The sequence below is a fragment of the Streptomyces mutomycini genome, from assembly GCF_001700505.1.
Lineage (GTDB): Bacteria > Actinomycetota > Actinomycetes > Streptomycetales > Streptomycetaceae > Streptomyces > Streptomyces mutomycini.
Genome location: NZ_MAPV01000109.1, coordinates 1 through 25,077, shown reverse-complemented (window position 1 = coordinate 25,077; position 25,077 = coordinate 1). Strand labels below are relative to the sequence as shown.

Annotated in this window: 23 protein-coding genes and 2 pseudogenes; 12 read left to right on the top strand and 13 right to left on the bottom strand. The window is 72.4% G+C overall.

Annotation, left to right across the window (positions count from 1 at the left end; genetic code table 11):
* Both BFF76_RS16765 and BFF76_RS16760 read right to left on the bottom strand, forming a co-directional pair.
* Nucleotides 1-1,697: protein kinase domain-containing protein (locus BFF76_RS16765; RefSeq protein ID WP_065848513.1), on the bottom strand; the 1,697-nt coding region annotated here is incomplete at its 3' end.
* 214 nt (nt 1,698-1,911) lie between these two features.
* Nucleotides 1,912-2,706 (bottom strand): VOC family protein, encoded by a 795-nt coding sequence (locus BFF76_RS16760; RefSeq protein ID WP_053930567.1) that lies wholly within the window; start codon nt 2,704-2,706, stop codon nt 1,912-1,914.
* Between the two features lie 453 nt (nt 2,707-3,159).
* Here BFF76_RS16760 and BFF76_RS16755 point away from each other — a divergent pair, with 453 nt between their 5' ends.
* The 5 genes from BFF76_RS16755 to BFF76_RS16735 all read left to right on the top strand — a co-directional run bounded on the left by BFF76_RS16755 (nt 3,160) and on the right by BFF76_RS16735 (nt 7,488).
* Complete coding sequence (locus tag BFF76_RS16755; protein ID WP_031093091.1) at nt 3,160-3,807, top strand: TetR family transcriptional regulator; 648 nt, start codon at nt 3,160-3,162, stop codon at nt 3,805-3,807.
* 142 nt (nt 3,808-3,949) lie between these two features.
* The gene (locus tag BFF76_RS16750) at nt 3,950-4,615 is read left to right on the top strand and encodes a pyridoxine/pyridoxamine 5'-phosphate oxidase (RefSeq protein ID WP_031093093.1); all 666 of its coding nucleotides are present in this window, start codon (nt 3,950-3,952) and stop codon (nt 4,613-4,615) included.
* A gap of 79 nt (nt 4,616-4,694) precedes the next feature.
* Entirely contained in the window at nt 4,695-5,606 is a 912-nt protein-coding gene (htpX, locus tag BFF76_RS16745) for a zinc metalloprotease HtpX (RefSeq protein ID WP_065848512.1), read from the top strand.
* Nucleotides 5,607-5,616: 10 nt separating this feature from the next.
* Nucleotides 5,617-6,207, top strand: coding sequence for a PspA-associated protein PspAB (pspAB, locus tag BFF76_RS16740; RefSeq protein WP_053930568.1), 591 nt, complete (start codon nt 5,617-5,619; stop codon nt 6,205-6,207).
* Between the two features lie 93 nt (nt 6,208-6,300).
* Nucleotides 6,301-7,488: a flavin-containing monooxygenase gene (locus BFF76_RS16735; RefSeq protein ID WP_065848511.1), complete on the top strand. Its 1,188-nt coding sequence runs from the start codon at nt 6,301-6,303 to the stop codon at nt 7,486-7,488.
* A gap of 23 nt (nt 7,489-7,511) precedes the next feature.
* Here the strand turns inward: BFF76_RS16735 and BFF76_RS16730 are convergent, their stop codons facing one another.
* Together BFF76_RS16730 and BFF76_RS16725 are read right to left on the bottom strand one after the other, a co-directional pair.
* Nucleotides 7,512-8,831 (bottom strand): MFS transporter, encoded by a 1,320-nt coding sequence (locus BFF76_RS16730; protein WP_244167289.1) that lies wholly within the window; start codon nt 8,829-8,831, stop codon nt 7,512-7,514.
* 67 nt (nt 8,832-8,898) lie between these two features.
* A complete protein-coding gene (locus tag BFF76_RS16725; RefSeq protein WP_065848509.1) occupies nt 8,899-9,330 on the bottom strand; it encodes a ribosomal maturation YjgA family protein in 432 nt (143 codons plus the stop codon).
* Nucleotides 9,331-9,392: 62 nt separating this feature from the next.
* Between BFF76_RS16725 and BFF76_RS16720 the strand changes: the two genes are divergently transcribed.
* Entirely contained in the window at nt 9,393-10,415 is a 1,023-nt protein-coding gene (locus BFF76_RS16720; protein WP_065848508.1) for a GlxA family transcriptional regulator, read from the top strand.
* On the opposite strand, the gene BFF76_RS16715 is transcribed toward BFF76_RS16720, so the two are convergent.
* From BFF76_RS16715 to BFF76_RS16705, 3 genes are all read right to left on the bottom strand, one after another.
* Nucleotides 10,392-10,853 carry an ATP-binding protein gene (locus tag BFF76_RS16715; protein ID WP_053930571.1) on the bottom strand — a complete coding sequence of 154 codons (462 nt, stop codon included), beginning with the start codon at nt 10,851-10,853 and terminating at the stop codon, nt 10,392-10,394. The genes BFF76_RS16720 and BFF76_RS16715 overlap by 24 nt on opposite strands.
* A gap of 600 nt (nt 10,854-11,453) precedes the next feature.
* Nucleotides 11,454-11,990 carry an EF-hand domain-containing protein gene (locus BFF76_RS16710; RefSeq protein ID WP_031093110.1) on the bottom strand — a complete coding sequence of 179 codons (537 nt, stop codon included), beginning with the start codon at nt 11,988-11,990 and terminating at the stop codon, nt 11,454-11,456.
* Between the two features lie 82 nt (nt 11,991-12,072).
* On the bottom strand, nt 12,073-12,447 hold the full coding sequence (locus tag BFF76_RS16705; RefSeq protein ID WP_031093112.1) for an STAS domain-containing protein: 375 nt from the start codon (nt 12,445-12,447) through the stop codon (nt 12,073-12,075).
* A gap of 283 nt (nt 12,448-12,730) precedes the next feature.
* Between BFF76_RS16705 and BFF76_RS16700 the strand changes: the two genes are divergently transcribed.
* Both BFF76_RS16700 and BFF76_RS16695 read left to right on the top strand, forming a co-directional pair.
* Nucleotides 12,731-13,312 (top strand): RNA polymerase sigma factor, encoded by a 582-nt coding sequence (locus BFF76_RS16700; RefSeq protein ID WP_031093114.1) that lies wholly within the window; start codon nt 12,731-12,733, stop codon nt 13,310-13,312.
* Nucleotides 13,309-14,556: a zf-HC2 domain-containing protein gene (locus tag BFF76_RS16695; RefSeq protein WP_065848507.1), complete on the top strand. Its 1,248-nt coding sequence runs from the start codon at nt 13,309-13,311 to the stop codon at nt 14,554-14,556. The genes BFF76_RS16700 and BFF76_RS16695 overlap by 4 nt, the downstream gene beginning before the upstream one ends.
* A gap of 9 nt (nt 14,557-14,565) precedes the next feature.
* Here the strand turns inward: BFF76_RS16695 and purU are convergent, their stop codons facing one another.
* Both purU and BFF76_RS16685 read right to left on the bottom strand, forming a co-directional pair.
* Nucleotides 14,566-15,465 (bottom strand): formyltetrahydrofolate deformylase, encoded by a 900-nt coding sequence (gene purU, locus BFF76_RS16690; protein WP_031093116.1) that lies wholly within the window; start codon nt 15,463-15,465, stop codon nt 14,566-14,568.
* 28 nt (nt 15,466-15,493) lie between these two features.
* Nucleotides 15,494-15,940 (bottom strand): SCO4402 family protein, encoded by a 447-nt coding sequence (locus BFF76_RS16685; RefSeq protein WP_031093117.1) that lies wholly within the window; start codon nt 15,938-15,940, stop codon nt 15,494-15,496.
* Nucleotides 15,941-16,114: 174 nt separating this feature from the next.
* Here BFF76_RS16685 and BFF76_RS16680 point away from each other — a divergent pair, with 174 nt between their 5' ends.
* Nucleotides 16,115-17,383 carry an ABC transporter substrate-binding protein gene (locus BFF76_RS16680; protein WP_053930712.1) on the top strand — a complete coding sequence of 423 codons (1,269 nt, stop codon included), beginning with the start codon at nt 16,115-16,117 and terminating at the stop codon, nt 17,381-17,383.
* A gap of 57 nt (nt 17,384-17,440) precedes the next feature.
* Here the strand turns inward: BFF76_RS16680 and BFF76_RS16675 are convergent, their stop codons facing one another.
* Entirely contained in the window at nt 17,441-18,955 is a 1,515-nt protein-coding gene (locus BFF76_RS16675) for a hypothetical protein (protein ID WP_199831591.1), read from the bottom strand.
* A gap of 160 nt (nt 18,956-19,115) precedes the next feature.
* Nucleotides 19,116-20,498, bottom strand: coding sequence for an NsdA family TPR-like regulatory protein (locus BFF76_RS16670; RefSeq protein ID WP_053930573.1), 1,383 nt, complete (start codon nt 20,496-20,498; stop codon nt 19,116-19,118).
* 254 nt (nt 20,499-20,752) lie between these two features.
* On the opposite strand from BFF76_RS16670, the gene BFF76_RS16665 reads away from it, so the two are divergent.
* From BFF76_RS16665 to BFF76_RS16655, 3 genes are read left to right on the top strand one after another with little or no spacing between them, the layout of a single operon-like run.
* Nucleotides 20,753-21,430: a bifunctional DNA primase/polymerase gene (locus BFF76_RS16665; protein WP_031093130.1), complete on the top strand. Its 678-nt coding sequence runs from the start codon at nt 20,753-20,755 to the stop codon at nt 21,428-21,430.
* 38 nt (nt 21,431-21,468) lie between these two features.
* Complete coding sequence (locus BFF76_RS16660) at nt 21,469-22,311, top strand: ABC transporter ATP-binding protein (protein ID WP_031093132.1); 843 nt, start codon at nt 21,469-21,471, stop codon at nt 22,309-22,311.
* Nucleotides 22,308-23,951 carry a hypothetical protein gene (locus BFF76_RS16655; protein ID WP_031093133.1) on the top strand — a complete coding sequence of 548 codons (1,644 nt, stop codon included), beginning with the start codon at nt 22,308-22,310 and terminating at the stop codon, nt 23,949-23,951. The genes BFF76_RS16660 and BFF76_RS16655 overlap by 4 nt, the downstream gene beginning before the upstream one ends.
* A gap of 37 nt (nt 23,952-23,988) precedes the next feature.
* On the opposite strand, the pseudogene BFF76_RS16650 reads toward BFF76_RS16655, so the two are convergent.
* Nucleotides 23,989-24,698: pseudogene (locus BFF76_RS16650) on the bottom strand (alpha/beta fold hydrolase); the annotation flags it as partial.
* 2 nt (nt 24,699-24,700) lie between these two features.
* Nucleotides 24,701-24,865: pseudogene (locus BFF76_RS33830) on the bottom strand (alpha/beta fold hydrolase); the annotation flags it as partial.
* Nucleotides 24,866-25,077 lie beyond the last annotated feature (212 nt).

Below are 25,077 nucleotides of genomic sequence, written 5' to 3'. Positions count from 1 at the left end.
GTCGGTGACGCGGCGTCCTGCCACAGGTAGACCGTGCCGTCGTGGATGAGAGGCCCGGCCTCCGGTGTCTCGAAGTCCGTCTGGACACCCGAGGTCTCCCACAGCTTCTCGCCGCTGGACGCCTCCCACGCCTGTACGCCGCCGCCTCGCGTCCCGGTCAGGACGGTGCCCCGGTCGGCCTTGAGGGAGTACACCCAGGCGTCGGTCTGCAGCCGCCACCTCTCGGTACCGGTCGCCGCGTCCAGCGCGTACAGGGACGGGCCGTCGGAGGCGTGGATCCGGCCGCCGTCGACGGCCATCGACCAGGCCACGTCGCGGGTCTTGAACTGGCGTCGCCCGTTGCCCACGTCCAGGGCGTGGACCTCGAAGGACGTCACGTACAGCAGATCGCCGACCACGACGGGCGTGCCCCACACGTCGTTCGACATACGGAAACGCCACGGCCGCCAGCGCTCCGGCGCGGCGGGCGCCGCGTCCGGGGCCTGCGCGGGGGCGGGCACCGGAGCGGCCGGAGCCGCCGAGGTGTGACCGCCGGGCGCGCGCACCCAGCCGGTGGCCGGGTCGGCGTGCGCGGCGGCGGGGCCGCGTACGTCCACGGGGCGCGGCCCGGGGCCGATCGACACCCGGGTGCCGCCCAGCCGCACCGGACCGCCGTCGGGGGCGGACGCCGACACCGGCGCGGGGACCGGCGCCGTCCGCAGGTCACCGCCGCTGTGCCGGCCTCCGTTCCGGCCCGCCCCCGGCGGCGGCCGCTGCGGAGGCGGCGGCACGGCCACGGGAGCGGGCGCGACGGCCACGGTGCGGCCCCCGCCGCGGCGCTGCTCGATCATCGCGGTCGCGACGGTCGGCAGCCAGGCCGACGCCGTGCCGCTGTCGTCGCTGCCGGAGGCGAACAGGTGCGGGGCCAGCTGAGCCTGCAGATCGGCCGGGCTGGGCCGCCGGGTCGCGTCCATCTGCATGCAGGACTCGATGAGCGACCGCAGGTCTTCGGGGAGCCCCTCGGTGTCGGGGCCCTCCCGCAGCAGCATGAACACGGTCTCGACCGGGTTGGCCCCGTGGAAGGGCGCGTGCCCCGTGGCCGCGAAGACGAGTGTCGAGCCGAGGGAGAACACGTCGCTGGCGCCCGTCACGCTGCGCGAGTCGCGGGCCTGTTCGGGAGACATGTAGGCGGGCGTGCCCACCGCCACGTTCGTCATGGTCAGCCGGGTGTTGGAGACGCCGGACGCGATACCGAAGTCGATCACCCGCGGCCCGTCCTCGACCACGAGGACGTTGGACGGCTTCAGGTCACGGTGGACGAGGCCGGCCCCGTGGATCGACTGCAGGGCCTCCGCGATCCCGGCGGCCAGCCACCGCACGGCCTGCGTCGGCATCGGCCCGCACTCACTCACTATCTCCTCGAGGGAGGGGGCCGGGACGTAGGCGGTGGCCAGCCAGGGCACTGCCGCCCTCGGGTCGGCGTCGACCACGGCGGCGGTGTAGAAACCGCTGACCGCGCGGGCCGCCTCCACCTCACGCGTGAAACGGACCCGGAACAGCTGGTCCTCTGCCAGTTCCGTACGGACCGTCTTGATCGCCACTCGCCGGCCCGACGCCGACCTCGCCAGATAGACCAGCCCCATGCCGCCGGCCCCGAGCCGTCCAAGCACCTCGAACGGGCCGATCCGCCGCGGGTCATGCTGCGTCAGCTGCTCCACTTGCCTGCCACCTCCCCGTACGGACCTCAGGAACAGAAGTCCGCGAAATCCCGCCCTGTGCAGCGTCTCACCACTGGGCACCACTTGGCGGTGCGCACCCTGATTCTTCCTGTCCCGGGGCCCGGTTGCGAACCCGGGGGCGAGTCGGGGTGTTGTGTGGCACTCCATCCCTTTCAGGACACCTGCGGGGAAGGCTCGGGAAGGCTCGGGAAGGCTACGGAAGCAGCTCGGTCGGCTGGAGTACGGCGAAAGCCGCACCCTGGTCGTCCTGGAGGACCGCCATCCGCCCGTACGGGATGTCGACGGGCGGGGTGGTGATCCGGCCACCGAGGCGCGCGGCGGTATCGACAGTGCGGTCGCAGTCGGCGACCGCGAAGTAGCTGAGGAAGTAGCTGGGCAGCATCTCGGGGAACGCGTCCGTGATGACCGCGCGCCCGCCGATCGCCGTGTCCTCGCCCGGCTCGGTCCCGGCGGGCGACCAGATCCGGAACGGCTCCGCCGTAGCGCCGTCGCCGGGCAGTTCGATGTCGGTCCCGCGGAAGCCGAGAACCTCCTCGTAGAAGGCGTCCACACGCTCCGGCTGCCGGGTGTGGACCTCGGTCCAGCAGAAGGCTCCCGGCGCGTTCGCCTTCTCGAAGCCGGCGCGTTCACCCGCCTGCCAGAGGCCGAAGACCGCGCCGCCGGGGTCGGCCAGCTGGGCGAGGACCCCGGCCCTCTGGGCCCGCACGGGATCGGTGATCACCCGGCCGCCCGCCTTACGGGCCAGGGCGACGGTGGCGCGGATGTCGTCGGTGGCGAAGTAGACGCCCCAGGTCGTGGGCATCCGGCCGTCCTTCTTCGCGGCGAGCCCGGCGACGAGCTCGCCTTCGCTGTACGCATCTGCGAATGGCATGCCGTCTCCGGCATGGAAGGTCCAGCCGAAGAGTCCGCCGTAGAAGCGCTTGCCGGCCTCCAGGTCGGAGAGCTGCACGTCCACCCAGCACGGCGCGGACTGCGCGAATGCGGCCATGGCCCGGGTCCTTCCGTCGCTGCGAGCTCGCGGTGACGCCTCGGTGCCGCCGACGGTGAGCTGTGGATCAACGCGGACCGCAGCATGGGCAGCCGTGACGCCCGTCACACTCAACGTAACGTCGAGGGCCTCGCGGCGCGCCCCGAGCAGCAGAATAGAACCTTTGCCCGAATCGTGAAGGTTCGATGACCCTGTGGACGGAAGTTGTCCACCGAAGTTATCCACAGGCTGTTGATAACAACATCACTCCGGAGCCCTCCGGGGCGGCTCCATGAACAATTCCGTAATTACTCGCACCCGCCTGGAAAGGGACTCACCCGCCATGGGGAATTGCGCTGTCACCCCGCCGCCCACTCCGACGTTCACCCGGTCGTTCACCCAGTCCCGACTGGAGCGTTCCCCATTTGCAGTCGGTCAGATCGCGCCCGGATCACCCCTCGGTAAGCTGACGGCATGACAGGACAAGTGCGCACCGTCGACGGCCGCGTGGCTGGTCGGCGAGGTCAGGCGACGCGGCAGAAGCTGCTCGACTGCCTCAGCGAGATGCTCAGCTCCTCGCCGTACCGGGACGTCAAAGTCATCGACGTGGCCCGTAAGGCGGGGACTTCACCCGCGACTTTCTACCAGTATTTCCCCGACGTCGAGGGCGCCGTTCTCGAACTCGCCGAGGAAATGGCCAAGGAAGGCGCCGGCCTGACCGAACTGGTCGGCGGGCGTTCCTGGGTCGGCAAGGCAGGCTGGCACGCCTCCGAAGAACTGGTCGAGGGGTTCCTCGACTTCTGGCGCCGCCACGACGCGATCCTCCGCGTCGTCGATCTCGGCGCGGCCGAGGGCGACAAGCGGTTCTACAAGATCCGCATGAAGGTCCTGAACTCGGTCACCAACTCCCTGACGGACGCGGTCAAGGAACTCCAGTCCAAGGGCAGGGTGGACAAGGACGTCAGCCCCGGCGCTGTCGCGGGCTCCCTCGTCGTGATGCTCGCGGGAGTCGCCTCGCACCAGAAGGGCTTCACCACCTGGGGCGTGAAGCAGGCCGAACTCCGGCCGAACCTGGCCCTGTTGGTCCACCTGGGCATCACCGGCAAGAAGCCGGTCAGGTAGGCGCCCGGCCAGGACTCCCCCGCACACGCCGGACGCCGCACCACTCCACGGCTCCCCGCGTCCTGTCTCACCGACGGCGGACCACCCTGTGGTCCGCCGTTCGGCGTTCCCGCACCGGCCCGCGACGCTGTGGAATGGACCCATGAGCGACACACAGAAGGACTTCCGCGACCTGCTCCGCGCGCAGCGCGTCTGGGACGTGCCCCTCCCCCACTTCGACCCGTCGGACGCACCCCCCGCACCCCTTTCCCTCTTCCACACGTGGTTCGCCGAAGCGGTGGCGGCCGGCCAGACCGAACCGCACACCATGACCCTGGCGACCGCGGACCCCGGGGGCCGGCCCGATGTGCGCACGCTGATGCTGCACGACGCGGACGAGGACGGCTGGCACTTCGCCACTCACGCCACCAGCGCGAAGGGACGCCAGCTCGCCGCCCGCCCGCAGGCGGCGCTCGGCTTCTACTGGCCCGCCCAGGGGCGCCAGGTGCGCGTACGGGGTACGGCGGTCCCCGCGAGCCGCGAGGAGAGCCGGGCCGATCTGCGGGCCAGGTCCACCGGCGCGCTGGCCGCCGCGCTGACCGGTTCGCAGAGCGAGGTGCTGCCCTCGCAGGAGGACCTCCTACGGGCCTCCGAGGCGGCCTGGAAGCGGGCGCGGGCCGAGCCGGACGCCGAGGCGGACACGTGGACTCGCTATGCGGTGATGCCCCAGGAAGTGGAGTTCTTCCAGGGCGACGACCGGCGCCGGCACGTGCGGCTGCGCTACCGCCGGGACGGTGCCGGGTGGACCCGCGAACTCCTCTGGCCCTGAACCAGGGCATCAACCCGGTATATCCGTTTTCTCCTGTCAAGGGGCACTATGGGAGGCAGGTGAGCCGCTGGAGGCATCCATGGCACGAACCCGTTCCCGCTACGCCCCCGACCGCGGCCTGACCACCCGCATGGTGAGCACCATGTTCTTCATCGGGCTGCTGTACGTGGTCCTCGTGGGCGTGCTGCTGGCGGCCCTGCGCGGCGCCTGGCCCGTCATCCTGGTGGTGACGGGCGGGATGTTCGTCGCCCAGTTCTGGTTCAGCGACCGCATCGCCGCGTACGGCATGGGCGCCCGGGAGGTCACCCCGCAGGAGGCCCCTGAGCTGCACGGGGCGATAGACCGGATCTGTGCCCTCGCCGACATGCCCAAGCCGCGGGTGGCCGTCGCGCGGAGCGACGTGCCGAACGCCTTCGCGACCGGCCGCAGCGAGAAGACCGCCCTGGTCTGCGCCACGACCGGACTGCTGCGCAGACTCGGGCCCGAGGAGCTCGAAGGCGTCCTGGCGCACGAGATGTCGCACGTCGCGCACCGCGATGTGGCGGTGATGACGATCGCGTCGTTCCTCGGGGTCCTCGCCGGAATCGTCACCCGGGTCGCCCTCTGGGGCGGCTTCGCCCGCAACAGCCGGGGCAACGACCCCGCGGGCGTCATCATCATGCTCATCCCGCTGATCAGCGCGGTCGTGTACGCCCTGAGCTTCCTGCTGACCCGGCTGCTCTGCCGCTACCGCGAGCTCTCCGCCGACCGCACGGCCGCGCTGCTCACCGGCCGCCCCTCGGCTCTCGCCTCGGCACTCACCAAGGTGAGCGGCCAGATGGCCAGGATTCCCACGGAGGACCTGCGGAAGGCGGAACCGTACAACGCGTTCTACTTCGTTCCCGCCTTCGCCTCCAGGGAGAGCCTGGGCCGGCTGCTCTCCTCCCACCCGACCCTCGAACAGCGCCTGGACCAGCTGGCCCGCATCTCCGCCGGCCTGTCCCACCCGTAAGGAGCCTTTCGTGGGCCTGCTCGACAGCATCCTGGGGCGGAGCAAACCGGTCCGCCCCGACCTCGACCAGCTCTTCGCGGTCCCCTCCGCCGCGCTCACCCTCCAGGCCGGCACCGGACTCGTGCCGACCGGGCTCGGCTCGGTGTGCTTCGCGGGGGTGGAGGGCGGCACGTTCGCCCGTATCCAGCAGGACGTAAGGGAGTTGCTCGACGCGGACACGGGGCGCGGGGGGATCCCCGTCGAGTTCAGCCGGGATGCCTACGGCTACACCTGGCTGCTCGCCCGCCAGGAGCCGGGAGCCGATGGCACGGCGGCCCTGGTCAACGACCTGCACGCGGTCAACACCCTCCTGCAGGACGGCGGTTTCGGCCCGCACCTGCTCTGCTCGATGATCGGGTTCCGGAACCCGGAGGGGCGTTCGCTGGCGCTCGTCTACCTCTACAAACGGGGCACGTTCTACCCGTTCGCCCCGGCTCCGGGCGGCCGGGAGAGGCGTGACAACCAGCTGGAGCTCCAGGTGCGGGCCGTCCTCGGCGACGACCTCCGGGTGGAGGACGACCTGTCACGCTGGTTCCCGGTGTGGGGCGCGCCGGGTCTCTGAACGGGTCCGGCGCGCACCGCTCGTGATCATTTCGCAACCGATTCCCGCCCGGACCGGGACCCATCATGTCCATGTCCGATTACGCTCCGAACCATGCCAGACAGCACATCCGCCCCCGGTGAGGCCCTGCCCTCCTCCATCGACCGCACCGACGGCCGTCCCGTGTACGTGATCGGCGGCGGCCCGGGCGGCCTCGCCGCCGCGGCGGCACTGCGGGAACGGGGCGTACGGGCGGTGGTGCTGGAGAAGTCCGGCCGCGTGGGGTCGTCCTGGCGCGGCCACTACGACCGGCTGCACCTCCACACGACCCGCCGCTGGTCCGCCCTGCCGGGGCTGGCGATGCCCCGCGGGTTCGGGCGCTGGGTGTCGCGCGACGACATGGTGCGCTACCTGGAGAAGTACGCCGAGCACCACGAGCTGGAGGTGGTGACGGGCGTCGAGGTGTCGCGGATCGACCGGACCGCCGACGGCACGGGCTGGCAGTTGAGCGCGACCGGCGGCCGGATGCTCACCGGGCGGGCGGTGGTGGTGGCCACCGGTTTCAACCACACCCCGCGGATTCCCGCGTGGCCCGGCCGTGAAAGCTTCACCGGCGAGCTGGTGCACGCCGCGGAGTACCGCAGTCCGGCCTCGTACGCGGGCAAGGACGTCCTCGTCGCCGGTATCGGCAACACCGGGGCGGAGATCGCCGTGGACCTGGTCGAGGGCGGCGCGTCCGGGGTGCGGATCGCGGTACGGACGGTCCCGCACATCGTGCGCCGCTCGACGGCCGGCTGGCCCGCCCAGGCGACCGCGGTCATGGTCCGCAGGCTGCCGGTCCGGTTCGTCGACCGGGCAGGCCGCCTCATGTGCCGCGTCTCCGTCCCCGACCTGGCGGAACACGGCCTTCCCCGCCCGGACACGGGCCTGTACTCCCGGGTCCGGGAGGGCGCGATCCCGGTCCAGGACGTCGGCCTGATCGACGCGGTGAAGCGCGGCCGGGTGGTCCCGGTGGCGGCCGTCGAGTCCTTCGAAGGGGACACGGTGGTGCTGGCCGACAAGACCCGGCTCACCCCGGACGCGGTGATAGCCGCGACCGGCTACGAACGCGCCCTGGAGGACCTGGTCGGCCACCTCGGCGTACTGGACCCGAGAGGCCGCCCGGTGGTGCACGGCGCCCGCACCCCGGCCGGGGCACCGGACCTGTACTTCACCGGCTTCACCAACCCGATCAGCGGCATGCTCCGCGAAATAGCCCTGGACGCCAGGAGGATAGCCACGCGCCTCGCGAGGACGGGCTGACCCGGCGGCCCGCCCGCCGGCCCTCAGCCGGCGGCGGCCGGTACGCCCGTGTCCTGCCGGCGGCGGATCAGCAGGGCCATCAGGGCCGCTGTCGCGCACAGGGCGCCCGAGGCGTACCAGACCAGGTCGTACGAGCCGGTGAGGTCCCGTGCCACCCCTCCCAGGAACGCCACCAGGGCCGCCCCGACCTGGTGTGATGCCAGGACCCAGCCGAAGACGATCGCGCTGTCCTCTCCGTACTGCTCCCGGCACAGGGCCAGGGTCGGCGGGACCGTGGCCACCCAGTCCAGGCCGTAGAAGACGATGAAGAAGACCATCGGCGGATGCACCGCCGGGGCCAGCAGCATCGGGAGGATCAGCAGGGAGACACCCCGCAGCGCGTAGTAGACGGCCAGCAGCCTGCGGGCGTCGAAGCGGTCGGTGAGCCAGCCGCTGAAGACCGTGCCGATGATGTCGAAGACACCGATGACGGCCAGCAGCGAGGCCGCCGCGGTGATGTGCATTCCGTGGTCCTGGGCCGAGGGCACGAAGTGGGTGCGGATCAGACCGTTGGTGGAGGCACCGCAGATCGCGAACGAGCCCGCCAGCAGCCAGAACGGCCCGGTGCGGGCCGCCCCGAACAGGACGCGCAGGGTGCGGGCCGCGGCGCCCGTCGTGGGGGCCGGCTTCTCCACGTACGTGCCGCCGTAGGGGGCGAGGCCCACGTCGGCCGGGTGGTCGCGCATCAGGAGCCAGACGAAGGGGACGACGACGAGTGCCGCCAGTGCGACCGTCACCGAAGCCGGCTGCCAGCCGTGCTCGTCGATGATCCAGGCGCACAGCGGCAGGAAGACCAGCTGGCCGGAGGCCCCGGCCGCCGTCAGGATCCCGGTGACCAGCCCTCGGCGGGCGACGAACCAGCGGTTGGTGACGGTCGCCGAGAACGCCATCGCCATCGAACCCGTGCCCAGCCCGACGAGCACGCCCCAGTAGAGCATCAGCTGCCAGAGGGCCGTCATCCAGTAGCTCGCCAGCGCCCCGGCAGCGACCGTGCTGAGCGCGACGACCACGACCCGGCGGATGCCGAACCGGTCCATCAGGGCGGCCGCGAACGGGGCGGTCAGCCCGTACAGCGCCATGTCGAGGGAGACCGCGAGGCCGATCTCGCCGCGTGACCAGCCGAACCACTGGTGCAGGGGGTCGATGAGGAGGCCGGGCAGGGAGTTGAAGGCCGCGCCGCCGATGATCGTCACGAAGGTCACGGCGGCCACGATCCAAGCGCGGTGTATCCGCGGAAGGAAGCGGCGGCGAGGGGCGTACTCGGCCGCCGCGTTGTCGGTTGTCTGCGTCACGCCGCTCAGCATCCGGCCGGCGGGCGCCGCGGACGAGTGGCCCGAAGGACACCCTTCGCAGGGATCGGGCCACGCGGATTCAGGTCCGGGGCGGTGCGGGGGCGCCTCCGGGGCGCAGACGGCTGCGGACGGCACAGGCCAGGGCCGCCCCGACCGCGTACCAGAGCAGGTCCGGGGCGTTGAACGTCGAACCGAGCACCAGCCGTGCCACCGTGCTCCGCTGCGCGAGTTCGGCCGGGGCGCCGGTGAGCTGGGCCAGCTCGACGGCCCAGCTGACGGCCAGCGCGGCGCCCGCCGCCGTCAGCGGCCGCACCCGTGGCACGAGGAGGACCACGAGGGTGTGGATCAGGACGGTGTAGAGGGCGTCACCGGCGTACTTCGCCACGTCACCGCTCGCCGTCGAGCGGACACCCAGGCCCGCCGCCACGGTCACGAGTGCGGCGGCCGCAGCCGTCGCACGAACGAGGACGGGCCGGGGAATGGATGCGGGGACGGCCGGCATTTCCTTCATGGACGGTACGTTTATCAGTCCGCAACCGGTCGCGCCCAATCCGCGGAAGAGCAGGGGTCCAGATGCGCCAGCGTGTCGTCGTGCTCGCCCTGGACGGGGTGATCCCCTTCGAACTCGGCATCCCGCAGAGGATCTTCGGCCTCGCACGGCGCACCGAGGCGCACGGCAGGGGCGAGAAGCTGTACGACGTCGTGACCTGCTCACTGCGACCGCCGGGACCGGTCCGCACCGACGCCGACTTCAGCATCATGGTCGAGCACGGCCCCGACGCGCTCGCCACCGCCGACACGGTCGTCGTCCCGGCCTCGTACGGACTCGGCCCCGTCCACTCTGAGGGCCGGCTCACCGGCGAACTGGCCGCAGCCCTCGCGTACATCAGACCGGGGACCCGGCTGGTCTCCATCTGCACGGGTGGCTACGTCCTCGCCGCCGCCGGGTACCTCGACGGGCGCCCCGCCACCACCCACTGGTCCTCGGCGGACCACTTCCAGCGGGTCTTCCCGAAGGTCCGCGTCGATCCGGACGTCCTGTTCATCGACGACGGGGACGTGCTGACCTCGGCGGGGGTGGCCGCCGGAATAGACCTGTGTCTGCACATCCTGCGCCGCGACCACGGCACCGCGGTCGCCAACGACGTCGCCCGCCGCACCGTCGTCCCTCCGCACCGCGACGGCGGTCAGGCGCAGTTCATCCGGCGTCCGCTGCCCGAGGCGGGGCTCGCCACGACGGCGGCCGCACGTTCCTGGGCCCTCGGACGGCTGGAACAGCCGATCCTGCTGCGTGACATGGCACGGCAGGAGTCGATGAGCGTGCGCACCTTCACCCGGCGCTTCCGCGAGGAGTCGGGCATCAGCCCGGGGCAGTGGCTCACCCAGCAGCGGGTGGAGCGGGCACGGCAGCTGCTCGAGTCCACCGACCTGTCGGTCGACCAGGTGGCGCAGGACGCCGGCTTCGGTACGGCCACCTCCCTGCGACAGCATGTGCAGGCCGCACTGGGGGTCTCGCCCACGGTCTACCGGAGGACGTTCCGGACGAGGTCCGCGCGTCGCCCGGCGGCGCCGTCAGAGACGCGCCCGGTCGCCTGACTGCTCCTGGACCACGGGAATCAGCACGGAGCCACCGCGGTCGACCTCGCACCAGATCCGCTTGCCGGCACCCTCGGGCTGCCAGCCCCAGCGATCCGCCAGGCCGTCCACCAGCTCCAGACCGCGGCCACCGGTGTCCTCACCCTCCGCGTGACGCGGCTGGGGCGGCCGGCAGCTGGTGTCGGCCACCTCGACCCGCACCGTCCGAGCCGAGCCGGCCGGGTGTGCGGAGCCGAAGAGCATCCGCAGCACGGCCGGACAGCCGGTGTGGACCACCGCGTTGGTGACGAGCTCGGAGATCAGCAGGATCAGCGTCTCCGCGAGCGGCTCGTCGTCCTCCATCCCGGACCCGGCCAGGCGCGACCGCGCCCATCTGCGGGCCCGTCCCACCTCCGCGGGATCCGGCCCGACCTCCAGCTGAACCTGAAGCACCTGCACCGCTCACACCATCCGAACCGGCGGACACATCGCCTCGCGCCTCTTCGGGGTCACGGAACGTGATTCCCCTGCGACACAGCATGGTTGACGTACAGTCACCGCAACAAGCGCTTCGGGCATATTCCAGCGCGAAGGAGTACGCGTGGCCCATACTGTGCGACGCGTGCTGCGGAGAGTCGAACAGAAGTGCACCGGCACCCGGGAGACCTCGTCCCCGGCGGGCCCGTCGCAGCTCCGTGGGCCGCGAGCAGGCCGCCGCGCGTCACCAGGGGCACCCACGGGGGCCGCACCCGGATCCTTCGGTTCCAGTACCACTCGCATCCACCGGAGCGTACCCGAGCACGGGCTCGCGACTCCGCCCGGTGACAGATTCCCCCGCGGACACGGCCGACCCCCGGATGCGCTGCGTCACCCCCGGCGCACCGTCCGTACGCCCGCGGTCAGCCACGACCGCCCGGCACACGGCAGTGCGGCCCGGCCCGGGGAAAGCCGGGACCGGGCCGCGGAGGGACGTGAACTGCTCACGCCGTCGGGCGTGTTGAGGCGCGGACCACGCGCCGGGGCCGGCCGGGTGCCGGGCGCCCGGTACCGGTGGCGCTGCTACGCGTCCGGCTCGATCACGGTGAAGTACGCGGAGAAGGCGGCGACGGCCTCGTCCTCGGCGATCCGGCCGTCCTGGTCGGTGTCCAGGCTCCGGGCCGCGACGCTCGCGATGTCGTCCGCGGCGCCGAGCACCCGCAGCGCGCGCTCCACCGCGGCGACCGGGGCCGAGGCGGGTGCGGCACCCTCGGGGTCCGCGCCGGCGGCCACGGCGATCGTCGCGCGCAGGAAGGGGCGCGCGATCTCGGCGAAGCGGTCCGGGTTGTCACGCAGCCGTTTCACGGCCCCGCCGGCGAACTCCTGCCGGGTGACGCGCTGGTCCCCGTCCACGTCGGCGATACCCGCCATGCCCTGCCAGAAGGCCTCGGCACCCGTGTAGAGCGACTGGCCCCTGTCGCAGCGGGCCGTCGTACCGAACTCGGTGAGCAGACGGGCCGCGGCGGCGTTGAAATCGGCGCGATCGATGTAGCCGTTGCCGTCCTGGTCGAAGGCGGCGAAGCGGTGCGCGATCTTGCGCTCGTACTCTGCGCTGTCCATGCGCCGAGCGTACGACGCCGAGCGGGGCCACGTGTCACCAACTCCACTCAGCGGTGTGACAACCTCGCTGCGGCAGGGCGTGTCACGCGGTGAGCGGCTGGGACCGGTCGTCGGTGGCCGCGTCCGCGTCGGGGTAGACGTCGAAGAGCCTGCGTACCCCCAGGGCGCCGAGCACCTTGTTGACGTGCGAGCCGTCGACCGCGCCGCGGGCCGGGAGGATCAGCCGCAGCCGGCCGCCGCAGGACTTCATGAGGCGGCGGGAGGCGATGAGGACGTTGACTCCGCTGGAGTCGCAGAACAGGACGCCGGAGAGGTCCAGGACCACGTGGTGCTGCCCGGCGGCCACCGCCCCGTGCACGGACTGGCGCACGACGGGTGAACTGACGAGGTCGAGCTCGCCGTGGATGCGCAGCACGGTCCACGCGTCCTGCTCGGTCTCGTACACCTTCAGCGTCACGCGACTCGGCCTCTCGTTCCGGGAGCTCCGGAGTATCCGGAAGTTTCCGTTCCTCCTCGCGGCTGCCCGCGTACAGGCCCGTGAAACAACTCGCACCGTCCGCCCCCAGGATTGCCCTGGAAATGATCACTCAGGATCGTTGACGCGATCAGGAAAGGGCAAGAGGGCAATCATTCCTTATCATCCGGCGCCATTCCTGGGACGTACTTGCCGCAAAGGTGCATGCCCGGACCACGCCGAGCACTACATTCGACGTGACGAGGGGCACAGGGCAGGGGGCTCGATGGCGAAGGACGCACCACCGCGCTGGGACCGCCGGATGCAGCAGCGGCTGACGCGCGGCGAGGCGGCGGCCCTCGGTGAGCTCTACGACCGGTTCGCCGCCCTCGTGCACAGCCAGGCCCACCGCATGCTCGACGACGAGGACGCGGCGGACCAGGTGACGCGCGAGGTCTTCGGCTACGTCTGGGAGAACCCCGGCGTGTACGACCCCAGGCACGGCTCCATGCGCTCCTGGGTGGCGCGGCTCACCCACCGCCTGTCCGTGCAGCGTCTCCGCCGGGAACAGGGCGAGGCCGGCGCGCCCGACGCGGACGGGCGGGCCGAGGAGCTCGAGCACAGGGTGCTCAGGGCCACCGCCGCGGCACGTGCCGACTACATCGTCGCCTCCATGCCCGCGCCGCTGCGCGCCGCACTGGAGCTCGCCTACGTCCAGCGCCGGGACTACCGGCAGACCGCCGCCGATCTCGGCGTCACCGGGGACGAGGCCAGGCGCCGGCTGCGGCTGGGCCTCCAACTGCTCTCCACCGCGAACTACGGGCCGTCGGCGGACTCGGCGCCTCCCGGCTACGGGCCGACGCCGTGAGCGGGGGCCGGGACGGCGACGGCCGCGACGGGGAGAAGCCGGTGGAGAGGCGCATACCGGGCCCCCGGGCCGCTGCGGACGACCAGGAGCGGCTGCCCCCGGCCCGGCCCGTGAAGCCGCCCGCACCGCCCGCACCGCCGCTCCCCCACAAGGTGCTCACGTCGCTCCTCGGCGCCTGGGCCCTGGCCGCCTGCTCCGCCGAGGAGACGGCGGCCGTCGAGGAGCACCTGACCTCGTGCGCGCCCTGCGCCGACGAGGCGCTGCGGCTGCGCGACGCGGTGGGACTGCTGCACACCGACGGCACCCTGGACCTGGACCCGATGCTCCGGTCCCGGGTCCTGGAGGGCTGCCTCGGCCGCCGCCCCGCACGCATCCCCGTCCCGTCGTGGGCGGCGCCGTACGACGCGGAGACCGCACGGCTCGACGCGCTGCTGCGGGACATCGGCGACGCGGAGTGGCACGCGCCGGTACGGCTGAAGTGGTTCGAGGACGACCGGCAGGCGCACCGCAGGACGACGGTCGCCGGGGTGATCGGCCATCTGATGGCCGTCGACGGTCTCGTGTCACGGGCGCTCGACCTGGACGACCCGCTCGGGAAGGGCGGCAGCCACCTGCCGCCGACCCCGACCGGGCGCACAGAGCGGTACTGGTCGGCCGCTCTCCGGCCGCCCACCCGGGCCGTACGGGAGCCATGGCGTGACCAGAGTCATACCCTCGTCCGGACGGTGTCCTTCGCCGGCCGGGGGATCGCTGAGCGGTCCGTGCCGTACGGGGACTTCGACCTCCCGCTGCAGGACTCGCTCCTGGAGCGGGCTTTCGAGTGCTGGGTGCACGGCGGTGACATCGCGGACGCGGTGGACTACCCCTACGAACCGCCCGCCGCCGCCCATCTCCACCGGATGATCGACCTGGCGGTACGGCTGCTGCCCGCCACTCTGGCCGGCCGCCGCCGTGCCGGGCTGGCCGCACCGGCCCGCGACCTGGTCACCGCGGGGTCCCCGGGCCGCTCCCTCCATCTGGAGGTCGAGGGCCGCGGTGGCGGCGACTGGTACATCGCGCTGGACTCACCGGCCGCCCTCGGCTCCCCCGCCCACACGGTCGCGCAGGTCGCTCTCGACGGGGTGGAGTTCTGCAGGCTGGTCGCCGGTCATGTGCCGCCGGCCGAGGCCGCGGCCGGCCAGCAGGGCGACCGCGAGGCGATCCGCGACGTCCTGTTCGCCGCGGCCTCCCTCAGCCGGCTGTGATCACTGCCCTCAGGCGAAGACGACCGTACGGCGGCCGTTGAGCAGGATGCGCTGCTCCGCGTGCCACTTGACCGCGCGGGCCAGTGCCTGGCACTCCACGTCGCGGCCGATGGCGACGAGCTGGTCCGGCGTGACACCGTGCCCGACGCGCTCGACCTCCTGCTCGATGATCGGCCCCTCGTCGAGGTCGGCGGTCACGTAGTGGGCCGTCGCGCCGATCAGCTTCACGCCGCGCGCATGGGCCTGGTGGTAGGGCTTCGCACCCTTGAAGCTCGGCAGGAAGGAGTGGTGGATGTTGATGATCCGGCCGCTCAGCTGCTTGCAGAGATCGTCCGAGAGCACCTGCATGTAGCGCGCGAGGACCACGAGTTCGACGTTCTCCCCGCGGACCAGCTCGAGCAGCTGCGCCTCGGCCTCCTGCTTGTTCTCCCGGTTCACGGGGATGTGCCGGAACGGTACGCCGTACGAGGCGACCAGCTCGGCGAAGTCCGTGTGGTTGGAGACGACCGCCACGATCTCGACCGGCAGGGCGCCGGTGCGGGAGCGGAACAGCAGGTCGTTGAGGCAGTGCCCGAACCTGCTGACCATGAGCACGATCCGCATCCGGTCGCTCGCCCGGTGGATCTGCCACTCCATCCGGAAGGCGTCCCCGATCGCGGCGAAGCTGGCGCGCAGCTTGTCCACGGTGACCGTGGCGTCCGCCGAGAAGTGGACGCGCATGAAGAAGAGACCGGTGTCGTGGTCGCCGAACTGCTGGCTGTCCTCGATGTTGCAGCCGGTCATGAAGAGATAGCTCGACACGGCGTGCACGATGCCCTGTTTGTCGGGGCAGGAGAGGGTGAGGACGTACTGCTCGGCGGCGGTGTCCGAGGCAGCGGGTACGGATTCGGCGGGCTGCGGCGCGGTCATGTCCGTAGGGTCCCACACCGCCCGCGGGTCACGCCGAACCGTTCATGATGCGGAGCACGTCCAGGGAGCGCGGCGGGATGTCGGGGTCCTCGCCGTCGTTGGTGGCGAGCGTCACATGGGCCTCACGGGCGGCCATGACCGCCTCCTGCCAGCCCGGATGCTCCAGATAGGCGGAGACGGGGGCGTCGGCGCCTATCTGGTGCATGATGCGCAGCACCCGCAGGGCGGCGACGTCCACGAGGGCGGCCTCGGCGGAGTCGCGGAAGATCGTCCCGACGTATTTCTCGGCGGACCAGTTGTCCAGCCAGGTGTCCTCGACCAGGCGGTACACGGCGTCGGTGACGTCGCCGTACCCTTCCCGGCCGGCCAGCCAGCACTCGTGGTGGAAGACGGGGTCGGAGAGCATGTGAAGCGCCGAGCGCACGTTGCTGCGCCAGCGCCACCACGGCATGTCGTTGGGGGGCATGCCGCCCATGGTGGAGGAGCGACGGCCGCGACGGGAAGTGTTCTCCGAACCTTGCTGCACGGTTGCCGATCGTACGTTCCCCCCGGGGGGCCGTGCGCGGGCCCCCGTAATTCACCGTGAGGTCACCCTGCGTTGACCGCGGCACACTGCGGCGTTACCCGTGACCCGGAAAAGTTCATGACCATGACCGGATGGCGACGCCTCATCTCACCCCGCCCCTACAAATCCCTCACAACGGTGGCGGCAGGGGCGCTGCTGATATCCGGCTGCGGGGTCCTCCCTGGAGCCTCGGGGGGCTCCAGGGAGCCCGTCACCGTCATGACCTGGGCTCCCGACACCAGTGGAGCCGACACGGTGAACATGGCGGGCATGCCGGCCATGGCGAGGACCTACGCCCGCTGGATCAACGAGAAGGGCGGGATCGGCGGACACGAGCTCCGGGTGCTCACCTGCAACGAGCAGGACACCGCCACCGGGGCCTCGAAGTGCGCACGGCGGGCGGCCGACGAGGACGTGGCGGCGGTCGTCGGCTCGTACAGCAGACACGGGCGGGCGTTCCTGGCTCCGCTGGAGTCGGCCGGCATCCCCTACATCGGCGGGTACGGCGCCTCCGCCGACGAGTTCACCAGCTATCTCTCGTACCCGGTCAACGGCGGCCAGCCCGCGCTCGTCGCGGGGAACGGCGAGCAGCTGGCCGCCGGCTGCGAGCGGGTCTCTCTCGTGCGGCCCGACACCCTGGTCGGCGACACCATGCCCGGACTCCTCGACACGAGCCTCGGCCGGAGCGACCGCCCCGCGTCCTACGACATCAGCGCGGCCGAGGAGGCCACGTCGTACGACGCCGAGGCGGCCAAGGCCCTCGAGAACGCGGGCGGAGGCTGTGTGACCGCGGTGCTCGGCAAGGGCACGGAGACGTTCTTCGACTCCTTCCGCCGCCTCGAGCCCGAGGGCAGCGGGGTGCGGATCTCGTCGGTGCTCGGCAGCGTGGGCCAGGGCCTCATCGACCGTTCGGGCGGACCGGACAGCCCCTTCGAAGGGGCCCTCGTCACCGGCTGGTACCCGGATTCGGGCGACGCCCGCTGGAACGAGATGCGCGAGGTGATCCGGAAGTACGCCTTCGGGGACAACCGGATCGATCCCTCGGACACGGGTGTGCAGACCACCTGGATCGCGTACACCGTGCTCGGGGCGGTCGTCGAGGCGATGGACCGGCCGGACATCACGGCGGGCGGGATCTCCGTCAGCCTCAACCGGGGCACCGAGGTGGACACCGGCGGCCTCACCCCCACCCTGCGCTGGCGCTTCCAGGACATGGTCGGCACGGCCGCCTACGGACGCATCGTGAACGGGCGGGTGACGTTCCAGGTGGTCCGCGAGGGGCGGCTCACCGCCGAGAAGGAGGGCTTCGTGGACGTCACGGAGACTCTGGTGAACGCCCGCGCGGGCGGCTGACGCGCGGTCACCGCGGCCCCGGCCCCCACTGGGAGCCGGGGCCGGGGCCGCGTGGCGTCAGAGCTGCGTGGGGGCGCGTTCGGTCAGCCCGTACTTCTGGGCGATGGAGTTCCACAGCCCGGAGGCCTTCCGCTTCGCCGCGGTCGCCTCACCGCTCGACACCTCGGCCTTGGCGGTCGCGTCGGTCGAGCGGGCGGTGCCGCCCTTGCAGACCTTCTTCTCGTTCTTGGCCTGCCGGGCCCATGTGGCGTAGTGGTCGTCGGCCTCCGCCGACGCCTGCCAGGCCTTGGTCAGGGATGCCTTCAACTCGGCGTTGTCCGGGAGCTGGTCCACGCTCAGCCCCTCGAGCCGGGTCACCAGACCGCGGCGCTGCTCGGCCGCACCCGTCAGGTCGGTGGCCGCCTGGTCGAGCGCCCGGCAGTTCTTGGTCTTCTCCACGGCGCTGATCACCGCCGAGCGGCTGTCGTTGCTGTCCGCGAGCAGCTTGTCGAGCGCCTCGGCCTGGGGTTTCGCCGGGTCGGGCGCCTGCGTGGAGGGGGCGGCCGACGCCGAACTCCCGGAGGCCACGGGCTGCTTGTCGTCCGGGGCCTCGTCGCCCCCGCTCATCAGGGCGCCCGCGCCGAGCCCGACGACGGCGCATCCGATGACGACGGCGGCGATCAGCGGGATGTGCGCGGACCGCCGACGGGGTGCGCCGCGGCCCTGATCGGGCCCCTGCGCGCCGTACCCGTCGTGGGGACCCTGCGGGCCGGACGAGGGGGACGGGGCGCTCTGCGGAGGCTGCTGGGCACCCTGGTGGGGCCGCTGCGGCTGCTGGGCGCCCTGCTGGGGGTATCCCTGCTGCTGTCCGGCGAAGCGGGGCATCTGCTGAGTGGCGCCCGCGGGCTCGTCGCTGCGGAAGAGGCTGTCGAACTCCGCGGGCGGCTGCCGGTCTCCCGGTGCCCCAGGCCGTATTCCGTACGGAGCGCCGCCGGGCACCGGGGGTATGTACTGGGTCGCGTCGGCGTCGGACGGCTGCGCGGGGGGCGCGGGCTGGGCCAGGTGCTGGGTGGCCTCCGCCGGGCGCTCGGCCGGCAGTCCTCCCGGCAGGGAGCCGCCGGGGACGGGCGCGATGTACTGCGTGGCGTCCGCGTCCCCGCCCCGCCCCGGAGCGGCCTCGGCCGGCAGAGGCTGGGCATACGGCTGGGGCTGGGGCTGCTGCTGGGGCTGGTACGGGTCCTGCTGATACGAGCCCTGCTGGTGGGCGCCCTGCTGATACGCGTCCTGCTGCGGGGCGTACTGCTGGGGCTGGGGCTGGGGCTGGTACTGCCCGTGCTGCGGCTGCTGGTACGCGCCCTGCTGGTGCTGCTCCGGTGGCAGCTGTCCCGGTGGCGGGCCGTCCTGGTGGGCGCCCTGCGGCCCCCACGGCATGCCCCACGGCTGCCCGCCCGCGGGGGCGGCCTGGTCCGGCTGCCCGACCACGGGCTCCCCTATGCGCCAGGGGGCACCACCCTCCGCGGGCAGCACGACACCTTCGTGCGCGGGCCGTGCAGCGGGTAGCTGCCGCTCGTCACCCTGTCCGCTCTGCGTCACCGGGACTCCTACGTGTGAACCTATGGAATCGTCGGCTCACGCTACCGGGTGCCCTGAGCCCGGCGCCAAGCGACCGGGAGCGCTCACCACCCCTTCACACAGCGGGTGTGCCCCCAGGCGCCCCCGGCGCCGCGCACGGTGAACTCGCCCAAGGGGCAGGTCAGGCGGCCTGGAGCTCCAGCCTGGCGCCGAACTCCCGGACCGCCGGCTCGTCCGCGTACGGTTCCAGCCGCTGCTGGAGGTCATCGAGATATTCGGCACCCCGGCTGGAGCGCACCGTCCCCAGCAGTTCCATCGCCCGCAGCCCCGTGTGGCACGCCTGCTCCACCTGACGCTGCTGCACCTGCGCCGTGGCCAGCAGCACCAGGCCGATGCCACGGCGCCGGGTCCGGGACGGCGGGAGGGCCGCCAGCGCCTCCTTCGCCCTGCGGGCGGCGGGCTCGGCCTGCCCCAGGTCCCGGTGGCAGTGCGCCAGTTCGTCGGCGAGGTAGCCCGCGTCGAAGTGGGTGATCCAGACGGGGTCGTCGCCCTTGTCCGGGTCGGCCTGCTCCAGGGCGGCCAGTGCCCGGCCCGCCGCGGCCTGGCAGGTGCTGGCATCCCCCATCAGCGCGTGGCCCCGGGCCTCCGCCGCGTGGAACATCGCCTCGGCCCGCGGGGTCACCCGCCCTCGGGCGCCCTCCTGGGCGGCCCGCGCCAGCTGGGCGATCTCGCGCGGGTTGCCGAGCTGGGCCGCGAGATGACTCATCGACGCGGCCAGCACATAGCCCCCGTACGCGCGGTCGCCCGCGGCCTGGGCCAGGCGCAGCGCCTGGATGTAGTACCGCTGGGCCAGACCGGGCTGCCCGGTGTCCACGGCCATGTACCCGGCGAGCTCGGTGAGCCGGGCGGCCGCGCCGAACAGCTCGCGGCCGACCGATTCGCGGTACGAACCCGAAAGGAGCCCGGACACCACGCTGTTGAGGTAGTGCACCAGGACGGGCCGCACATGTCCGCTGCCGAAGCGGTGGTCCAGGTCGACGAGCGCGGCCGTCGTCGCCCGCACCGCCGCCACGTCCGGCATGCCGACCCTGCTGCCGGCCGTCCGCGCCACCTGCGGATCGGGGCCCGTGATCAGCCAGTCGCGGCTCGGCTCGACCAGGGCGGACGCGGCCACCGCGGACCCCGACAGCAGGTCGCGGCGGCCCACGTCGCTGCGCCACAGCTCGCATACCTGCTCGACGGCGCCGAGCACGGTGGGCGCGAACTGCAGACCGATGCCGGAGGCCAGGCTCTTGCCGTTGGCCATGCCGATCTCGTCGATCGTGACCGTGCGGCCGAGCTTGCGCCCGATCGCCTCGGCGATGATTCCCGGCGCCCTGCCGCGTGGTTGCTGTCCGCGCAGCCAGCGGGCCACGGATGTCTTGTCGTAACGGAGGTCGAGCCCCCGCTCCGCCCCCGTCATGTTGACCCGGCGTGCGAGGCCGGCGTTGGAGCACGCCGCCTCCTGGATGAGCGTCTGGAGCCGTTCGTTCGGCTGGCGGGCGACGAGAGGCCTGGCTGCCATTTTTCCCCCTGGGACCGCAGTGATTCAGTGAAGGCATCACTGCCCGGCACGGCACGAGAAATGCGCATATTCATCTGTATCGCGTACGAGCGGTGGCGAGTTGGCGCAGTCCTGCAGGTCGTTACCCGCGCACCGGTGCGCTTCCTCCCGCGCGCCCCCGCCCATGCATCCGTGCGCCCCATGTGCAGGATCGATCCGCCGAGGACGGAGCACGCTCTCCCGTAACCCCGGGTGACGCCGGTAGTTGAGTGGGCGTGGAAGAGCCCATCGGAGTGACGGAAGCCGCCCAGGTCCCCCAGCAGCGAGGTGAACAGCTGCTCGAGGCCGCGGCCTGGTACGCCCAGGAGCGGAACTGGGACGTGTTCCCCGGCACCTGGCTCGAAGCCGTCGGCGGGACGGAGCGCTGCTCCTGCGGTGTCACCGGCTGCGCCGCCCCGGGAGCCCATCCCACCCGGCCGGACTGGGCGGTCCAGACGACGGGCAGCGCCGCCGCGGCCCGCAGGATGTGGTCCAGGCAGCCCGGTTCGTCGGTCCTCATGCCCTCCGGCCGGACCTTCGACGCCCTGGACGTGCCGGAGTCCGCCGGCTTCCTGGCCATGGCGAGGATGGACCGGATGGGCCTCACACTCGGCCCGGTGACCCGCACCCCGGACCGCCGGATGCTGTTCTTCGCCCTGCCGGGCACCGCGGCCAAGGCGCCCGAGCTCGTGCGGCAACTGGGCTGGGACGCCGGGGTGATCGGCATCGTGGGGCGCGGCGAGGGCGACTACGTGGCCGGGCCGCCGACCCGGCTGGCCGGGCGCGGCGCCGTGCAGTGGGCCCGCCGGCCCTCGCGCGCCAACCTGTGGCTGCCCGACGCGGACGAGCTGATCAGCCCGCTCGCGTACGCCTGCGCCCGGGAAGCGGCCGACGCCCGGACACGCCTTTCGTAGGGTGGTCCCCACACGTGGGGATACCGAAAGGCAGTGCCATGGCGGACCAGGCGGACAGCGCGGGCGCGACGGACACCGCGGGGGTGGCTCAGGCGCCCCCTCCGACTCAGGCGCTCCCTCCGGCCGTGCGGGTGGAGGGGCTCTGGAAGCGCTTCGGGGAACAGGTCGCGGTCGCCGGGATCGATCTGGAGCTGCCCGCGGGCAGGTTCATCGGCCTGGTGGGCCCCAACGGCGCGGGGAAGACCACCACCCTCTCGATGGTGACGGGGCTGCTCAGGCCCGACATGGGCCGGATCGAGGTCGCCGGCCACGACGTGTGGCGGGACCCGGTCGAGGTGAAGTCCCGGATCGGGGTGCTCCCGGAGGGCCTGCGGCTCTTCGAGCGCCTTTCGGGCCGTGAACTCCTCGGCTACACGGGCCGGTTGCGCGGGCTGCCGGGCGCCGAGGCGGACAGGCGCGCCACCCAGCTGCTCGACGTACTGGACCTCGCGGGGGCCCAGCACAAGCTGGTCGTGGACTACTCGACCGGGATGCGCAAGAAGATCGGGCTGGCCTCCGCGCTGCTGCACAACCCCGAAGTCCTGTTCCTGGACGAGCCGTTCGAGGGCGTCGACCCCGTGTCGGCGCAGACGATCCGTGGCGTGCTGGAGCGTTACACCCGCTCTGGGGCGACGGTGGTGTTCTCCAGCCATGTGATGGAGCTCGTCGAGTCCCTCTGCGACTGGGTGGCCGTCATGGCCGCGGGACGCATCCGGGCGCAGGGCACGCTGGCCGAGGTCCGCGGTGAGGCCGCCTCGCTCCAGGACGCCTTCCTCGAGCTGGTCGGCGCGGGCGTCCGGGACACCGGCGAGTCCCTGGACTGGCTGGGCGGTGCCCGATGACGGTGCTGGACGCCCCCGCGGACACCGCCGTCCCGGCCGTACGCGGTCAGCGCCTCGTCCCCGTCCTGGTGGGGCTCAAGCTGACGCTGCTGCGCAACGGACTGCGCCTGTCGTCCGGGCGGCGGGCCGCCTATGTCGCGTCCCTCGTCGTCACCCTGCTGCTCGCGGCGGTCCAGGCGATCGGCCTCGTCGCGCTGCGCGGCCATCCGCAGGCGGGCACCCTGGTGGTGCTGCTGACGGCGGTGGTGGCGGTGGGCTGGGCGGTGATGCCGCTGTTCTTCCCGAGCGGGGACGAGACCCTGGACCCGAGCCGGCTGGTGATGCTGCCGCTGCGGCCCCGTCCGCTGATCGGGGCGCTGCTGGCGGCCTCGCTGATCGGCATCGGGCCGCTCTTCACGCTCACCCTGGCACTCGGCTCGGTGATCGCGCTGGCGCACGGCGCGGCCGCGGTGGCATTCGGGGTGATCGCCGTGCCGCTGACGCTGCTGGTCTGTGTGGCGCTGGCGCGGTCCGTCGCCACCGCCAACATCCGGCTGCTGACGTCGCGCAGGGGCCGCGACCTCGCGGTGCTCAGCGGGCTGGTGATCGCGGTGGGCATCCAGTTCGTCAACTTCGGCGTCCAGCGCCTGGGCAGGGCGGGCGGGATGTCCTCGCTCGAACCGGTGGCGGACGTGGTGCGCTGGCTGCCGCCGGCCTCCGCGCTCGGGGCGGTGGGATCCGCCTCCGAGGGGTCCTACGGGGCGGCGCTCGGGCAGCTGCTGCTCTCGGTGCTCGCGCTGGGCGGCCTGGTGTGGCTGTGGGAGCGGAGTCTGGTGAAGCTGATGACGGCGCCGGACGGCTCCACGGTCGCCGCCGCCGAACCTTCCGCCGGCCGGCCGGGCGCGGACCGCTCCGGGCTCTTCTCGCTGCTCCCCGAGGGGCGTACGGCCACGGTGATGCAGCGGAGCCTGCGGTATGTCGTACGGGACCCGAAGACCAAGGCGGCCTGGGTGACGGCGCTGGCGGTCGGCCTGATCGTGCCGGTCCTCAACGCGGTGCAGGGATCGGGTTCGGTCTACTTCGCGTGCTTCGCGGCCGGAATGCTCGGCATGCAGATGTACAACCAGTTCGGGCAGGACACCTCCGCCTTCTGGATGGTGGCGCTGTCGGTCTCCTCGACCCGGGACGCCTACGTCGAACTGCGTGCGCGGGCCCTGGCACTGCTGCTGATCACCCTGCCGTACACGGTCCTGGTGACGGTGGTGACCGCGGCCTTGCTCGGGGACTGGGCGGCGCTGCCGGGGGTCATGGGGCTGTCCTTCGCGCTGCTCGGCGCGATGCTGGCGACGGGCGCGGTGGCCTCGGCGCTGTTCCCGTACTCGATTCCGCAGGACGGGGCGTTCAAGAACGTCGTGCCGGGGCAGGCCGGGCTCGCCTGGATCTCCATCCTCGGCGGGATGGTGGCGGCCGCGGTGCTCAGCGGGCCGGTGATCGGGCTGGCGGTCTGGCTGCACGTGGCGGACCACCAGAACCTGCTGTGGCTGCTGTTGCCGGTGGGAGCGGTGTACGGAACGTTCATCGGCTGGCTGGGTGTACGGCTCGCGGCGCCGCGCACGGCGGACCGGCTCCCTGAGATCCTGGCCGCGGTCAGCAAGGGCTGAGGGGCCGGGGCGGGCGTCCGGGAGCGGGCGTCCGGGGTCAGGGACTTACGGGTTCCCTGTCGTCCCGGAAGCCCTCCGCGAGCTGCTCCAGGAACGGCTCGACCGCCCTGCGCCAGCCCTCCGGCCGGTCGTAGTGGACCAGATGGCCGGCGTCCTCCACCTCCGCGTACTGCCCGCGCGGCAGGACACGGACCATTTCCTGGGCCTCGGCCCTGCCCAGTTCTCCCTCGATCCCGCGCAGGACCAGGGTGGGGCAGCGCACCTGCGCCAGCTCCTCCCAGTGGGCGTCGTACACCCAGGTGGCCCGGGACGTCAGCATCTGCTCCTGGGAGAAGACGGGCCGCCAGCCGTCGGAGCCCTCGGCCATCACCTCGGCGAAGAACTCACCGCGGGAGGCATTGGGCCGCTCCACCCAGGGGTCGTCCTCGCCGAACCACTTCCGCACCTCGGCGAGCGTCGCGAAGGGGAGCGGCCAGGCGCCGAACCAGTCCTCCCACTCGCGCTGCGAGGCCGCACCGAGCGCGGAGGCCCGCATGTCGCAGATGATCAGCGCCTTGACGAGGTCGGGGCGCTTCGCGGCGAGCTGCCACGCGGTGAGCGCGCCCATCGAGTGCCCGATGAGGGTCACGGGGGCGAGGCCGAGCTGTTCGATCGCGGCCTCGGCATCCGCGACGTAGGCGTCGCGGGTGTACGGGCCGTCGGCGGGCTTGTCGCTGCGCCCGTGGCCCCGCTGGTCGAGGCCGACCGNNCCAGCGGGCGGTGGAGGCCCAGTGCGTGGCCCGGCCCATCAGCCCGTGCAGCAGTAAGATCCCGGGGGCCTGCCCGGCGTCCGCGCGCTCTTTGGGCGGATCGGCGAACTCCCAGGCCGCGAGGCGTACGCCGTCCGATCCGGTCACATCGATGCGCCGCACCATAGGTTCTGGCACCCCCTTCTGGTCCTCGATCACCGCGTGTTCGTGCGAGGCAGACTATCGAACTCTTATTCGAACACGCGCTTCCGGCTCGCAACTTCCCACGTTCGGGTGACAGCAGTTCGGGATTGATGACGGCCTCCCTGGGGAGACCTTCTGCGGGAAGCGGACCACTCGGGGACAGGGGTCCGCGGGGACTGACTTCGAGAGCTCGG

What these genes read in the sequence shown, in the direction of transcription:
- BFF76_RS16760 (WP_053930567.1), bottom strand. Translation starts at nt 2,706, where the DNA reads ATGGCCGCATTCGCGCAGTCCGCGCCGTGCTGGGTGGACGTGCAGCTC.
- BFF76_RS16755 (WP_031093091.1), top strand. Translation starts at nt 3,160, where the DNA reads ATGACAGGACAAGTGCGCACCGTCGACGGCCGCGTGGCTGGTCGGCGA.
- BFF76_RS16750 (WP_031093093.1), top strand. Translation starts at nt 3,950, where the DNA reads ATGAGCGACACACAGAAGGACTTCCGCGACCTGCTCCGCGCGCAGCGC.
- htpX (WP_065848512.1), top strand. Translation starts at nt 4,695, where the DNA reads ATGGCACGAACCCGTTCCCGCTACGCCCCCGACCGCGGCCTGACCACC.
- BFF76_RS16735 (WP_065848511.1), top strand. Translation starts at nt 6,301, where the DNA reads ATGCCAGACAGCACATCCGCCCCCGGTGAGGCCCTGCCCTCCTCCATC.
- BFF76_RS16730 (WP_244167289.1), bottom strand. Translation starts at nt 8,831, where the DNA reads ATGCTGAGCGGCGTGACGCAGACAACCGACAACGCGGCGGCCGAGTAC.
- BFF76_RS16725 (WP_065848509.1), bottom strand. Translation starts at nt 9,330, where the DNA reads ATGAAGGAAATGCCGGCCGTCCCCGCATCCATTCCCCGGCCCGTCCTC.
- BFF76_RS16720 (WP_065848508.1), top strand. Translation starts at nt 9,393, where the DNA reads ATGCGCCAGCGTGTCGTCGTGCTCGCCCTGGACGGGGTGATCCCCTTC.
- BFF76_RS16710 (WP_031093110.1), bottom strand. Translation starts at nt 11,990, where the DNA reads ATGGACAGCGCAGAGTACGAGCGCAAGATCGCGCACCGCTTCGCCGCC.
- BFF76_RS16700 (WP_031093114.1), top strand. Translation starts at nt 12,731, where the DNA reads ATGGCGAAGGACGCACCACCGCGCTGGGACCGCCGGATGCAGCAGCGG.
- purU (WP_031093116.1), bottom strand. Translation starts at nt 15,465, where the DNA reads ATGACCGCGCCGCAGCCCGCCGAATCCGTACCCGCTGCCTCGGACACC.
- BFF76_RS16685 (WP_031093117.1), bottom strand. Translation starts at nt 15,940, where the DNA reads ATGGGCGGCATGCCCCCCAACGACATGCCGTGGTGGCGCTGGCGCAGC.
- BFF76_RS16680 (WP_053930712.1), top strand. Translation starts at nt 16,115, where the DNA reads ATGACCGGATGGCGACGCCTCATCTCACCCCGCCCCTACAAATCCCTC.
- BFF76_RS16670 (WP_053930573.1), bottom strand. Translation starts at nt 20,498, where the DNA reads ATGGCAGCCAGGCCTCTCGTCGCCCGCCAGCCGAACGAACGGCTCCAG.
- BFF76_RS16660 (WP_031093132.1), top strand. Translation starts at nt 21,469, where the DNA reads ATGGCGGACCAGGCGGACAGCGCGGGCGCGACGGACACCGCGGGGGTG.
- BFF76_RS16655 (WP_031093133.1), top strand. Translation starts at nt 22,308, where the DNA reads ATGACGGTGCTGGACGCCCCCGCGGACACCGCCGTCCCGGCCGTACGC.